General features: G+C 42.7%; 6 protein-coding genes. All 6 read left to right on the top strand.

The window, feature by feature from the left end:
- The first annotated feature begins 102 nt into the window (after positions 1 to 102).
- The 6 genes from G6053_RS08720 (at position 103) to G6053_RS08745 (ending at position 14,853) form a co-directional block, all read left to right on the top strand.
- Entirely contained in the window at positions 103 to 3,444 is a 3,342-nt protein-coding gene (locus G6053_RS08720; RefSeq protein WP_165306206.1) for a TonB-dependent receptor, read from the top strand.
- A gap of 18 nt (positions 3,445 to 3,462) precedes the next feature.
- Positions 3,463 to 5,082: a RagB/SusD family nutrient uptake outer membrane protein gene (locus G6053_RS08725; protein ID WP_165306207.1), complete on the top strand. Its 1,620-nt coding sequence runs from the start codon at positions 3,463 to 3,465 to the stop codon at positions 5,080 to 5,082.
- Between the two features lie 172 nt (positions 5,083 to 5,254).
- Positions 5,255 to 7,612 carry a glycoside hydrolase family 95 protein gene (locus tag G6053_RS08730; protein ID WP_165306208.1) on the top strand — a complete coding sequence of 786 codons (2,358 nt, stop codon included), beginning with the start codon at positions 5,255 to 5,257 and terminating at the stop codon, positions 7,610 to 7,612.
- A gap of 135 nt (positions 7,613 to 7,747) precedes the next feature.
- The gene (locus G6053_RS08735; RefSeq protein WP_165306209.1) at positions 7,748 to 10,273 is read left to right on the top strand and encodes a beta-galactosidase; all 2,526 of its coding nucleotides are present in this window, start codon (positions 7,748 to 7,750) and stop codon (positions 10,271 to 10,273) included.
- Positions 10,274 to 10,289: 16 nt separating this feature from the next.
- A complete protein-coding gene (locus tag G6053_RS08740) occupies positions 10,290 to 13,214 on the top strand; it encodes a glycoside hydrolase family 2 TIM barrel-domain containing protein (protein WP_165306210.1) in 2,925 nt (974 codons plus the stop codon).
- Between the two features lie 25 nt (positions 13,215 to 13,239).
- On the top strand, positions 13,240 to 14,853 hold the full coding sequence (locus G6053_RS08745) for a glycoside hydrolase 43 family protein (protein WP_206531900.1): 1,614 nt from the start codon (positions 13,240 to 13,242) through the stop codon (positions 14,851 to 14,853).
- Positions 14,854 to 14,985: the final 132 nt, after the last annotated feature.

Here is a 14,985-nt window from a genome sequence, read left to right on the forward strand (position 1 = left end):
CAGATGATGTAGAATTCATGCGTGAATATTCCCTTTATTATACGGATTGTGACGATTTTAAAGTTTTAAAAACCAATTAATTATTATTAATAACTAAATCAAATGAATAAAAAATATAGGACATATTTCAATCGGTATGACTGTGCTTTAAAGTATCTCAATAAAACCAAGGTCACCGTACTTACCATGCTGTTAATGAGCAGCCAGGTAAATGCTAATGTTTTTGGACAACGGGTTAGCCTTACGACAAAAACGGCCTCATTGAAGGAAGTCTTTGCTAAAATTAGCAGACAATCAGGTTATCACTTTTTGTATTTAGAAGAAGACCTGAGGGTAAGTGGAAATAAGATCTCATTAAAGTTGGAGAACGTTTCTTTAAAACAAGCACTTGACAAAGTGTTGGTGGAGAACGGATTGACTTATATGATTCGCGATAATAGAATTATTGTTGAAAGGCTAAATCGTTCTGTAGTAAAGTCTGACAATGAAACTGTCAAAATTCAGAAACGGATAGTCAAGGGGACGGTTTCTGATGATAAGGGAAATAAACTGTCTGGTGTCACTGTAAAGGTCCTTCATGGTACGGCAACAGCCACAAATGAAAAAGGGGAATTTGAAATTCAAGCCAAAGAGGGGGATAAAATTCAGTTTGATTTGATCGGTTATGGCCAATACGTAACGACCATAGACAATCGTAATGTATATCATGTAACCTTATCGGAGAAAATAGGGGATCTACAAGAGGTTGTTGTTGTTGGTTATGGAACACAGCGGAAAGTGAACTTAACTGGTGCTGTAGCGACAATTTCTCCAAAACAATTGGAAAATAGACCTATTAGTTCCCTGTCTGCGGGACTTCAAGGTTTGGTTCCCGGAATGACAATTACGCAGGGAAGTGGTCAACCGGGAAAAGACAATGGTACAATTCGCGTTCGTGGGGTCGGGACATTGAATAATTCCAATCCGATGGTATTAGTCGATGGAATTGAATCATCAATGGAAAATGTCGATCCCAATGATGTTGAATCGATATCTGTATTAAAGGATGCTGCTTCGGCATCCATCTATGGTTCAAAGGCAGCGAATGGCGTAATCCTTGTCACGACAAAAAGAGGGAAAGAAGGAAAAACAACGATAAACTATAGCAATTTCTTCGGAAAACAAAATGCGACAAATATGGCGGAACGCCTGAACTCATGGGAATATGCCGAATTGTACAATGAAGGACTGCGACTAGATGGAAAGAAGGAGCGTTTTACAGCAGAAGATATCAAGGCTTTTAAAGATGGAAGCGACCCGTATAAATATCCGAATACAAATTGGCACGATTTACTTTTGAAGGGATCGGGTTTTCAGCACCAGCATAATCTCAATATTTCTGGTGGTGCAGAGAAAGTGCGCTATATGGGAAGTGTAGGCTACCAGGGCCAAGATGGCATTATTAAGTTGACTTCAAAAAAGCAATTTAATGCCCGTACAAATTTAGATATGACGCCAGTGAAAAATCTGGATATCGCTTTGTCAATGTACCTATCTAATCGCAAACTTCAAGAGCCTACCAATCCCTATGTTGGTGGTATGGGCCAATACTTTCGCCTAGCCAATCAGATGGCGCCATGGATTCCTTACAAAGATGCAAATGGCGATTATGGCACAATCAGTGACGGAAATCCAATTGCGTGGATGGAGCAAGGCGCAACCACTGATGAGGTGCAACGCCGCTTTAATGCGATTGGTAGTGTACAATATAAATTTATGGATGGCCTGTCTTTGAAAGCACTGGGATCTTATAGACCGTCAACAGATGATTCTCATGAATTTAGAAAAGACATTTGGTATAATTCCTCGAAATATCAAGGGCCAAATAAGTTATTCGAGAAAACAACGATATCGACCATGTATACCGGTGATATTACCTTAAATTTTGACCGTACATTTTCAAACCATCACATCGGTGCATTGGCTGGTTATCATGCCGAGCAATATGATTACAAATATGGAGAGCTATATCGCCAGAATTTTCCAAATAATGACTTAACCGATATTGATGCCGGCGATACTAATGGACAAACCAATAAAGGTGATACGAAACATCTGAATATGCTCTCCTATTTTGGTCGTATTAATTACGATTATAAAGGCATTTATCTTTTCGAAGCGAATGTTCGCAGAGATGCGTCGAGTCGTTTCTCCGAAGGTTATCGTTGGGGTACATTTCCATCCTTCTCAGCAGGTTGGCGACTTTCTGAGGAATCGTTTATGGAATTTGCAAAATCGACCTTTAGCAATATCAAAATCAGGGGATCTTGGGGTCGTTTGGGGAATCAGAGCGCTTTAGAATATTATCCTTCAATTCCTGTAATCGGTTTGGGCAGGGATTATTCCTATCCGTTTAATAACGTGATTTATCCCGGAGCAACACTAAAAAAGGCTAATAAACGCAGCATCACTTGGGAAAAGACGCGTACTTGGGATCTAGGATTGGATCTTGGTATCGGAACCAATTTGACCCTTACATTAGATTATTACGACCGTTTAACAACGGATATCCTCATGGAGGTTTTGGCCCCTGCGACCTATGGGCTAAAGGGATATGTCGATAATGTTGGCCGTATGCAAAATAAAGGTTTTGAGGCTATTGCGACCTACCGTAAACGCTTGGGAGCAGTTGATTTTAGTGCAACAGCGAATTTCTCTTATAACAAAAACCGTATTCTTGACCTTGGTGGAGATTCTTACCTTTTGGACGGAAGTTGGAAAATCAAGCAAGTCGGAGCACCCATCAATTCTTTTTATGGATACCACACAGCGGGACTATTCCAGAGTACAGAAGATATTCAAAACTGGGCACAATATAAAATGGCAAACAACAAAGTGCTACCCGGTGACCTGCGCTACGTTGATCGCAATGGAGATAAGAATGTAACTGCTGATGACCGTACAATATTAGGTTCCACTGACCCGAAATATACTTTTGGATTAAACCTCAGTGCAGCATACCATGGTTTTGATATTCAGGCATTTTTCCAAGGCGCATCGGGCGTGTACGGTTATGTTGAATCATCAGGGATAGGTGAGTTCAGTGGCGATACAGGAAGCCCCTTACGTTTTTGGCTTGACCGTTGGACCCCTGACAATCCAACAAGTACAATCCCGCGTATTCAGAATAATAATGGAATAAGTAGCCCCAATCGAATTGTTTCAGATTACTGGGTCCAAAATGCAAAGTATGTACGATTGAAAAATCTGCAACTTGGCTATACTTTCCCTGATGCCTGGGCAAACCGAATAGGAGCATCAAAGGTCAAGTTATTTTATAGTGGACAGAATTTATTGACAGTAACCAAATTCTTGAAGGGTTATGATCCTGAAATGCCTGCTGGATCTGGTTCGTATTATCCTCAGGTAAAGGTAAATACTGTCGGAATGAATATTACATTTTAGTTGAGAGGGTTTATACAAATGAAAAAGATATATTTATTAATTATGCTGGCAACAGCTAGTTTACAGTCATGCTCGGATTTCTTGGACAAGTTTCCTGGCGATGCATTGACACCCGAGACATTTTGGAAAACAGAAGCGGATGCCAAACTTGCTTTAGTAGGCTGTTATCGGGGCTGGGAATCGGAAGAAATTTTGTATCGCGATTGTGCATCCGACAACGCTTATAGTTTCCACAAGCACGAGGGATGGCAAGTGATCGGAAATGGCGGCATGAGTTCTGCCGATCCTGGTTCGGAATTGTATGATTACACAACGATTAATCGTTGCAATGATTTTTTGGAACATATTGATGCGATCAATTTTAAGGATACAAACTTGAAGGAGCGTTACAAGGCTGAAGTCCGTTTCCTCCGGGCTTATCGCTATTTCTTGTTGACAAACAATTATGGTGATGTACCACTTACAACAAAAACATTTGCGACTATCGAAGAAGCAAGATTGACACGTACGCCAAAGGCGGAAGTAGAAAAATTTATTCTAGAGGAATTGAAAGCCGTTGCTGCGGTCCTTCCCGAAAAATATAGTTCTGCCGAAGTTGGACATATTACGAAAGGAGCCGCTTTGGCCATTCGTATGCGCTTTAATCTTTATTTGGGTAACTATGAGGCTGCTTTGACTGATGCTACGGCGATCAAAGCATCGAATGTATACCAATTGTTTCCAACATACGATGGAACCTTTCAATTGGCAAATGTGAACAACAAAGAAGTTATCCTCGATGTACAGTATAAAGCAAATGATCTAGAGAACTGGCTTATCGCAGCTTTGTTCCCTAATGGCGACGGAGGCTGGTCGTCGATTGTACCTATCAAGGCTTTGGTCGACGCCTATGAGATGAAAGATGGTAGCACGGTCGAAGAAGCAAAATTAACCGGTGGATACGATAGCAGATATCCGTTTCTCAATAGAGATCCGCGTTTGAAGATGTCTGTTCTTTATCCAGGACAGGATTGGAATGGACGTGTCTTTGACCCGTTGGCGAAAAATATCAATGAGGACGGAAAAGAAGTAAGTAATCCCGATTATTTTAATGGTGCTAATAATGCATCAAAAACAGGGTTTTCTTTCAAAAAGTATACGGCACCGATTTCACAATATGATGATCCTTGGAATACAAGTATGAATTTAATTGTGAGCAGATATGCGGAGGTTTTATTGACCATTGCGGAAGCTAAGATCGAATTGGGTAGGCTAGATGAGGAAATGTACCAAAGTTTAGATATGGTTCGGGAGCGTGCTGGTATGCCTAAAGTGAACCGTATTAAATATGCTTCAAAAGAAAAATTAAGAGAATTGGTACGTCGTGAACGTCGCGTAGAATTAGCTTTTGAAGGTTTGAGAAGACCGGACATCATCCGTTGGGATATCGCTAAAAATGTATTGAATGGAAAGGCCGAGGGCAGTTGGATGGGCGTTGTTAACGCAAACGAACCTAATGAGGATAAACGATTGACACAAATTGGGGAACCAATTTCAGTGGAGACTCGACAATTTCAACCGTTCAATAAATACTTGCCGATCAGTCAGCAACAGATCGATCTCAATAAAAACCTGACACAAACTCCTGGGTACAACTAAGTTTAAAAACAAAGTTTTACATCGGTAAAAAGATGTAAAACTTTGTTAAATTGCTTACTATCAATTTTAAGCCGGACTTAGACTTAAAGAATCTGAATGATGATAATTCAAATAACCAAACGGTGGAGGCACATTTGTGTAGCCGAGCATAAACACTGATAATAATTTGTAAATGAAAGTATATTTATGGGGCTGTCTAATGTTGGTCTCTGGGATGCAATTGAAGGCACAGCATCAAGATCATGTGCTATGGTACCGTGAACCTGCGAAAATTTGGGAAGAAGCTCTTCCCGTTGGAAATGGACGTTTAGGAGCCATGGTATATGGCGACTGGAATAAGGAGAATATTCAGGTCAATGAAGAGAGCCTATGGGCTGGAACCAAAGTGGATGCCAATGCGGATGCAGCAAGTAAGATACCTGAAATTCAACGCCTCCTTGTTGCCGGAAAGATAGAAGAGGCTGCTGCTTTGTCTGAAAAAGAGCTTAAAAGCAATCCCCTGCGCATACGGTCTTATCAATCATTCGGAAATTTCCGAATTGATTTTGGAACCGAAGGGTTTTGGCGGGAAGGTGTTACCAACTATCGTCGCGAGCTTGATCTACAGACAGGTTTGGCTACTGTGAGCTATGCTATTGACGGTGTAAAGTATACCCGGGAAGTATTTGCATCAGCACCCGATAACATGATTGTGATTCGTTTATCCGCAGACAGGCCTGGTAAGCTGACCTTCCGGTTTTCCTATTCGCGGGAGCAGGATGCTGTTGCTACGCCTTTGTCTGACCATGAACTGAAGATTCAGGGACAGGTGGTGGATCTGCCCATGGAAGATGGTGGTGAAGTGGGAGCACATATGAAATTTGCCGGCGTAGTCCGCGGAAGCCACAAAGGTGGAAGTATGATAACTAATGCAAATTCATTTTTTGTTAAGGATGCGGATGAAGTCGTTTTTTACTTTACGGCAGCAACCGATTATGATGTGTCAAAATTGAACTTTGATCATCGTATTGATCCTTTTGTACGCTGTCGTGCACTATTGGATCAGGCTCAAAAAAAGAACTATGAACAGATTCTTTCCAGACATATTGCCGATCATCGTCAATTTTTTGACCGTGTGGTCTTCAATATAGGACAACCCTCGGATTTACCAACAGACCAACGGCTGAAAAAAGTAAAAGAAGGGGGGCGGGATCTTTCTTTGATCAGTCTTTATTTTCAGTATGGACGCTATCTGTTGATGGGTTCTTCACGTAGTCCAGGTGTGCTTCCGGCCAATTTACAGGGGATTTGGAACAAGGATATGAATGCCGCTTGGAGTTCGGATTTTCATACGAATATCAATATCCAGATGAACTACTGGCCTGCAGAAGTCTGCAACCTCTCGGAGACAGTAGTTCCTTTCTCAAATTTGATAAGCGCCTTGCGCGAACCGGGGCGAATAACTGCACGGAAGACTTATAACTCCTCGGGCTGGACGATGAACCACCTGACAGATCCATTTGGACGTACAGCAATTGCCGATGGTGTGGGCTGGGGTACATTCCCTATCGCTGCTGCATGGCTGGTACTTCATCAATGGGACCATTATTTATTTACCAACGATAAGGCTTACCTAAAAAAAGAAGCTTATCCTTCAATGAAAGAAGCCGCTGAATTTATTTTGGGCTATCTTGTCGAAGATCATAAGGGGTATCTGGTCACTGCACCTTCAAATTCCCCGGAGAATAGGTATCGAATGGCTGACGGAAAAGAATTTCAGCTAACTTATGGTGCGACCATGGATATACAGATCATCCGAGAATTGTTTGAGGCCTGCTTAGCCGCAGGTACTGTGGTCGGCGAGGAGCCTGATTTTGCAAAAAATCTGAAACGTGTATTAGGAAAATTACCGCCTGTGCGCATCAGTCCGAGGCATCAGACGATTCAAGAATGGATAGAAGATTATGAAGAGGTGGAGCCAGGCCATCGTCATATGTCCCATCTTTTTGGACTTTATCCGGGTAAGTCAATTACTCTAGATAAAAAAGAGTTGTTTGACGCTGCTCGGAAAACGATTGCCCGTCGTCGGTTTTACAATGAAAATGAAAGTAACCGGAACGGTTCTTACACAGGATGGAGTAGAGCATGGATGATTAATTTTTATGCGCGACTTCTTGATGGTGAAGAAGCTGGTAAAAATGTGCAGGCATTGCTCGCCAAAACAACATTGAATAATTTATTCAATACACATCCTCCTTTTCAGATTGACGGAAATTTTGGCGGTACTGCGGGAATTGCTGAGATATTGATCCAAAGTCATAATCAAGAAGTTCATTTGCTTCCTGCACTGCCTTCGTTTTGGCCGGATGGAGAAATCCGTGGCTTGCGGGCGCGCCAAGGTTTGACGGTTGATCTGAAGTGGAGTCAGGGCAATTTGATTTCAGCGACCTTAACTGCAGAAGAGGATACAACAGTCAAATTGCGGTACAAGGATCATATTAAAAAAGTAAAACTAGGTCGTAAGAAGCCATTAATTCTAAATCGTTTATAAGCCATTGGATACTTGGTAATGACGTGCTTTAAAAAAGAAAATAGCGCTGTTAAAACCATCCAATGCCAATGGAATTAAGAATAAACTCATATGGCTATTCCATATGAGCGTTGAAAGAGACGTATTATATTACAGATGAATATATTCAAGTTATTTTTTAGGAGGAAGTATGGCGCTTTATTTATAGGTCATATACTCTCCTGCTGCATTATTTTTTGTACTTCGATCGTACTTGCACAAGATGGTGATAACGCACGACCGATCAAGAAATTTGCCTATCCGGAGCGGGTCCGTTATGATGGATCCTGTATGACCATCGAAGGGAAGGATGTCTATATTTATAGTGCTGCCTTCCATTACTTCCGTTGCCCAGAAGATTTGTGGCGTGATCGATTTAAAAAAATTAAAGAGGCTGGATTCAATACAGTAGAAACCTATGTGCCATGGAATTGGCATGAACGTCATATTCCAAGGGATATGCAAGATCAATCCAAATTTGATTTTTCCGATCTCAGAAGATGGCTTCGTATGGCGCAGGAAGAGTTTGGTTTCTATACAATTGTTCGTCCAGGCCCTTTTATTTGTGCCGAATTTTCTGGCGGCGGATATCCGAGATGGTTGGCCAAATATCGTCCCGAGAATTTAGAGGGATTTTGGTTGCGTGGAAATGATGAGCAGCATATTGCCTGGTCCAAGCATTGGTTTGATGCTGTCTGCAAGGAATTGAAAGATGAGCAGATTACACATAAAGAGAAGGGGAAAAAAGGGATTATCATGATCCAGATCGAAAATGAATATGATGCACACTGGACAGCCGGAAAAGATAAAGTGTTGAAGGTCCTGAATGAATCGGTCAAGAAAAGTGGAATGGATATTCCAGTTTTTACTTGTCTGACAAATGAAACAAGGGGGAGCAAAGATCCTGAATTATCGCAGGTCTTCGATTGCGATAATTACTATGTGAATGGGCCATCGGACGCACCGAGCTGTGCGTATCGCATGATGGATCTGCGCAAAAAGCAACCTGATGCTCCGGGATTTGTGACTGAACTACAAGGCGGATGGTTTTCGCTGGTCACGGGAAGGTTGAGCGAAGAACATTATTCCGATGACAGACATTTTAAAGCAATTGGTTTAATGACAATGTTGGGGGGTGGAACCGGAATCAATTACTACATGTTTTTTGGAGGGACGCATTTAGATGGCTGGGGAGCACGTGGCATGACCACAAGTTATGATTATAATGCAGCGATTCGTGAGAACGGCGCAATTGGTCCTAAATACCTTGCTGCTAAAGAAATCGGTGCATTCATCCAAAAATTTGAATCCAAACTAGTCCGCACGGAAGGGGGGCCTTGTGAATTGGAAGGCGCACCAAAATCATTATTTGGAGGAGTGAGAGTGGCTAGTGATGGTACTAAATTTATCTTTTTGCATAACACAGACCCCAAGCAAGCTATTAAAGGAAGAGTTACCTTATTACCCAATAGCACCAATCTGGTCAAAGAACCTATCTATAATGTGAACCAACATGGTGAGAAAGTACTGATTAAAACAGATGATCAACTGGCTAATCAAGTTTTGAAAATGGATAAGATCGAGGTGGAGTATGATCTGGAAGGTTTGGAATCAAAGATTTTGGTGGTCTCAGCAGGACAGTCGACGGCTAAGGGGGATTGGTGGCCCAAGAAAGCTGAAGCAATCCAACGGCCAGCAAAAGCACCTACAGGAATTCGTATCCGTACTGCTCGTAAGGCTGATGATCCTACTGGACAGGCTGATTGGAACAGGATTCCACAATTGATCAGTCTTCCGGATATGGATATCAATGATTTTAGATACAGTCTTTACTGTAGTCATGTGGTCTTGACAGCAAAGCAAGCGGAACGCGAGCATTACTTATTGTTCAATATGTATACACGGGATATTGTATCGGTGCTTGTTAATGGAAAGCCCGCCAAGCGGCTTTTTCCGGATCGTGCCGATGCGCAAAGCTGGACCACGCGAAATGCTTTTGAACGAATTCGCGCAGACGAATACGACAACCGCTTTGATGTTGCCGGCTTATTGAAAGCTGGAGAAAATGAAATTGTTGTGGCCTATGAAAACCTCGGTCATGCACACGGTTATATGCCAATGGAGGAATTGGCCGGGATCCGTAAGGCAGGACTTTCGTTAAGCGAGACAGCACTTACACATCCTTTGGAATGGGAGTTTTCGACAGATCTTGCCGGTGTACAGCAAGGATGGAACTTACCCGATTTTAATGATACAAGCTGGCGGACAGTTTCTTTGGATACAAAGAATGAGATTCCACGCAAAGGAAATCAGGTGCAGCCCAAAGGTAAACAGGACGGCCTTGTTACCTGGTACCGTGTTGAATTTAATTTGGACAAACTCCCCAAGAACCTATGGTTGCCCTGGATGGCTAAGGTTAATGCTTCGGGCAATGGCTATATGTGGCTCAATGGACACAACATCGGACGCCATTGGGAGGCAGGACCTCAGCGCGAATTTTTTCTTCCGGAATGTTGGCTGAATTTTGGTTCGAAGAAGAATGTGCTAACTTTTGCGCTGAGACAAACAGAAAACGGGGCACTTTTGCATGCGTTGGAGATATTGCCTTACCCTAATACTGCTGAAGTAAGAAAAAATAAATAATCAATACTTGTGAGGAATGAATAAGCTTTTAAGAAAATTAGCTGTCGCGCTTTTTCTATTGTTGGGACTCTTTTTCAAGAGTTTCGGAAAAAAGCCTACAAGCCGCATTGAATATCAACTGAATACAAATTGGGCTTTTTATCGTGGTGATTTTAAAGGCGGAGAAGCTAAAGGCCTAGATGACTCCAAATGGATTCCAGCTGTATTGCCACACGTGATGCAGCTCGAAAAGAAACATAATGGTGGCGATGCTATCTATGATGGGATAGGCTGGTATCGTCGTTATTTTAAACTGACGGACAAATTTCTAGGTAAGAAGGTCTTTATAAAATTTGAGGGTGTAATGAACAGCTGTGAGGTGTTTGTCAATGGTAAAAGCGTTGGTAAGCACCGTGGTGGATATGTTGGTTTTACGTTGGATATTACGGATCAGCTCCATTTTGATCAGACAAATAACGTGATTGCTGTTCGAGTGTCGGCTGAGTACGATCCCCTGACGCCTCCAGGTAAACCGCAGGATAGACTTGACTTCTATTATTATAGCGGCATCTATCGAGATGCTAAATTGATTGTTTCCGATCCTTTGCGTATTACCGATGAACTAGAACCGGATGCGACCCAAAATTCGGGTGTATTTGTACATTATCCAAAGGTGGATAAAAGCAACGCCACGGTCGCTGTAAATACTGAATTGAAAAATGATGATAAAGTGGCTAAGAAGGGTTATCTCTTAACACTACTGAAAGATGTTAAAGGTAAAGTTGTGGGTCAGCAGCGCGTATCATTTGAGCTGAAACCGCAAGAACGTCGACGGATATACCAACAGCTGGAAGTCAAAAATCCGCAATTGTGGCATCCCTATCGTCCTATCTGCTATAACTTGGAAAATCAGGTGTACCTAGCCGATGGGGTCGAAGTGGATCGCCGTACCGAGCAAATTGGTATCCGCCGGATTCGGTATACCAAAGATGGCGGGTTCTTTATTAATGGCGAGCATCTTTATATGGTTGGAGCCAATCGGCATCAAGCCTATCCCTATGTGGGTGATGCAGCATCTAATTCTGTACAGGAACGGGAAGTCATCGATATGAAACGTGGCGGATACAATGCTGTTCGAGCGGCTCATTATCCACATGACCCTGCTTTTTTGGAAGCTTGTGACCGCCACGGTCTCTTGGTTGTGGCGTGTGTACCGGGATGGCAATATTTTAATAAGACTCCCGAATTTACGGACCGTTTGGAATCCATAACGCGGAGTATGATTCGTCGCGACCGAAACCGACCTTCTGTCGTCCTTTGGGAAACAGCATTAAATGAAACCAGCTATCCCTTGTCAGTAGTCAAGCGTATTGCCGAAGCGGCGCATGCAGAATACCCTGGAGATCAGTTTTATACTGCTGGTGATTATTTTAGTCATGAGGATACAGAGCCCTATTATGATGTCTTTTACAAGCAGGTCTCCAAATACCCCAAGGATGGAAATGTGATGGGTAATTATTTGGAGGACCAAATAGCGATTAAACCTTTATTAACCCGGGAATGGGGCGATGGTGTGGGGGAAAAGCCAAGGGTGAGCATGACCGAAAATGAATATGAGCAAATGAGGCAGGGACGTAGTCGCTTGCATCAACTGAATGGAAATGGCTATTTCGATTGGTGTATGTTGGATGCAAACCCACGTATGGGGGGACACTTTATGTGGAGTTATAATGATTATACCCGTGGAGCCGAGGAAGAGACTATGTATTCCGGTGTGGTCGATGTAAACCGATACCCTAAGTTTGCTTATTACATGATGCAAAGTATGCGTCCTTATCAGCTGGATCAAAAGGGGATTTTTAAAGGCCCCATGGTATTTATTGCGTCCTATAATTCGCAGGAAAAACTGAAGACGTCAAGCACAGAAATCACAGTTTATTCAAATTGTGAAGCTGTCGAACTCTATAGAAATGGAAAATTTATTGCGCTGCAAACCCGTAGTGAACGGGCCAAGGTCTACCCGTATATTGTGGAAAAGGGCGGAAGTCCGAGCTTTGTTTTTGATGCGGGCGGATATAAAGCCGGTGAACTGAAGGCGCTCGCCTATGTAAAGGGGAAAGTGGTTGCACAACATGCTGTCCATACGGCTGGCGCAGCTCATCATATTGAAGTCCTGATACCGGAATATGGCATTCGGCCAGTTGCGGATGGGTCAGATATGATTCCGGTGTATTTTAAAATCTGTGATAAACAGGGCAATCTGCTGCATGATGCACAGACAGAGATCCGTATTCAGGTTGCAGGTGAAGGACACTTAATTGGGGATGGTTCGGCGCGTATTGCAGTGAATCCACAGGTCGTTGAAGGCGGTATTGGATTTGCTTTTGTGCGTACCAGCAAAAAAAGCGGGACAATTCATATCAGCGCATCAGCAGCAGGCTTGGAAAGCGGAAGCAAAGTGGTCCGCTCGACCTCATCTGTATCCAGAGAATTCCCCGATGGTGACCATCCTGTTTTTTGCGGAAATGAGGAAGATCAAGCGGTTATTAAGCCCACGAAATGGGATAAAAAGCTATTGGCTAGGCCAAAGGTGAAATTCAAAAAGGTGATGGCAACGTCGTCGCATCCGGATTTTCCAATTGCCCATATCACCGACGGCGATGACTATTCTTGGTGGATTGCGGATCAAGATAAATTTCCTCAAGTTGTTACCTTGGAACTCAATCAGCCGACAAAGGTAATTGGTAGTCGCATACGTTTGCAGAAAGATAGCTCGAAATACCGCTATAAAGTAGAAGGATCACTCGATGGAAAGACCTGGGAGGAGCTTTATGAAAAAGAATGTACGGGTTGGGATTTCAAACCGGTAAAACTGGATAAGATGATTCAATTTATACGGGTCAGTATCTTGGAAGTTTCTGAGGGAAGAGCAGGTTTGGCGGAAATAACTCTATTTCAATAATAAATAATAAGGAATTAAAATGAAGATGAATACGATTATAATGAAATACTACCGTAAGTCAGCCACGAAATTGGGACTTGTTTTGGTATTGACGCTATCACTTTTTGGTCATGTATCAGGACAACAGGTTTGGAGCCCAGACAATGGCAATGGAACCTTTACGAATCCCTTGCTTTGGGGCGATTGGCCTGATCCCGATGTTATCCGTGTTGGTGATGACTTTTATATGATCTCGACGAGCATGCACTATGTACCCGGGGCGCCGATTGTGAAGTCGAAAGACTTGGTCAATTGGGAAATGGTGGGCTATGCCTTGGATCGCTATGAAGAAGATCCCCGTTATAATATGGAAGGGGGCACGTTGTACTTGAATGGTTCATGGGCAGCAACCTTGAAGCACCACAATGGAAAATTCTACGCTGGATTCTGTACACCATATGGTTGGGGACGGGAAAAAGGAAATTTTTCAATCTGTGAAGCAGATAAACCTGAAGGTCCCTGGAAGCGGACAATCTTTCCCGAATATCTCTATGATCCGGGACTGTTCTTCGACGATAATGGTAAGGTTTATGTCGTGCATGGCCAGGGTACATTATATCTAACAGAATTAAATGCAGATGTTAAATCTGTGAAGAGCGATAAAGTTAAGATCTGGCAGGGGAGTTTCAAGAATGCCAATGAACTTGGGGGACATTTTGGAATGGAGGGTGCTCACATGTACAAAATCAACGGCAAGTATTATATAACTTGTCCAGCGGGAGGAACACAGGGCTGGCAGATCTGTTTGCGCTCTGATAATATTTATGGCCCTTATGAGCATAAATTGATTCTCAATGATAATAGTTCCTATCCTGATAACGGTCTGCACCAAGGGGGAATGGTGCAATTGAAAAATGGGGACTGGTGGTTTATTATCATGCAAGATCGCGGTGCCATAGGTCGGGTTCCTCATCTATTGCCTGTCAAATGGGAAGATGGATGGCCGATGCTCGGAACAGGAAACAAAGACGTAATTACTTACAAGAAACCGAACGTTGGAAAGTCCTATCCGATAAAAACTCCAGCGACGACGGATGAATTCAATGGAAGTAAACTGGGCTTACAATGGCAATGGAACCATAACCCTGACAATAGTAAATGGTCACTTCGAGAACGCAAAGGCTATATGCGTTTACATGCTTCACGCGCAGATTCTTTAAAAACGGCCCGCAATACTTTGACTCAACGTGTGCAGGGACCGAGTTCGGAGGGTACCGTTGAAATTGATCTGAAAGGACTGAAAAATGGAAATATTGCTGGTTTTGGGATTTTTGAATTTCCTTATGCTTTCGTTGCGGTAGAACAGACCGATGGCAAACGTAGAATCATCATGAGCAATGACGATAAGATTATTGAGAGCAAAGAAGATTTTCGAGGGGACAAACTTTGGGTGAGGGCGCGTGTGACCGATCGGGGGTTCATTGCGAGGTTTTATTACAGTACAGATGGAGAAAACTTTTATGTTATTGGCAACGATCTAAATATGCAGCTGGGCCTGCCTTGGACAGCAAACCGTTTTGCATTGTTCAATTACAGCAAAACTGCTGCCGGAGTGGACGGCTATGCTGACTTTAACTGGTTTAGATTCACTAATAAGTAAAAGAAGATTATACATGTGACCGATTCAAAAAGCTTAGTATCCAGTAAGGGTGCTGAGCTTTTTTTATTTACCCGAGGATGTTTAGTATAACTATTCTGATACAGTATTGCCAATGACCGTGATTTTAGGTAA

It is taken from the genome of Sphingobacterium sp. DR205 (assembly GCF_011064245.1).
GTDB lineage: Bacteria > Bacteroidota > Bacteroidia > Sphingobacteriales > Sphingobacteriaceae > Sphingobacterium > Sphingobacterium athyrii.

Coding starts and splice junctions, on each gene's coding strand:
- G6053_RS08720 (WP_165306206.1), top strand. CDS start 103: ATGAATAAAAAATATAGGACATATTTCAATCGGTATGACTGTGCTTTA.
- G6053_RS08730 (WP_165306208.1), top strand. CDS start 5,255: ATGAAAGTATATTTATGGGGCTGTCTAATGTTGGTCTCTGGGATGCAA.
- G6053_RS08740 (WP_165306210.1), top strand. CDS start 10,290: ATGAATAAGCTTTTAAGAAAATTAGCTGTCGCGCTTTTTCTATTGTTG.
- G6053_RS08735 (WP_165306209.1), top strand. CDS start 7,748: ATGAATATATTCAAGTTATTTTTTAGGAGGAAGTATGGCGCTTTATTT.
- G6053_RS08745 (WP_206531900.1), top strand. CDS start 13,240: ATGAATACGATTATAATGAAATACTACCGTAAGTCAGCCACGAAATTG.
- G6053_RS08725 (WP_165306207.1), top strand. CDS start 3,463: ATGAAAAAGATATATTTATTAATTATGCTGGCAACAGCTAGTTTACAG.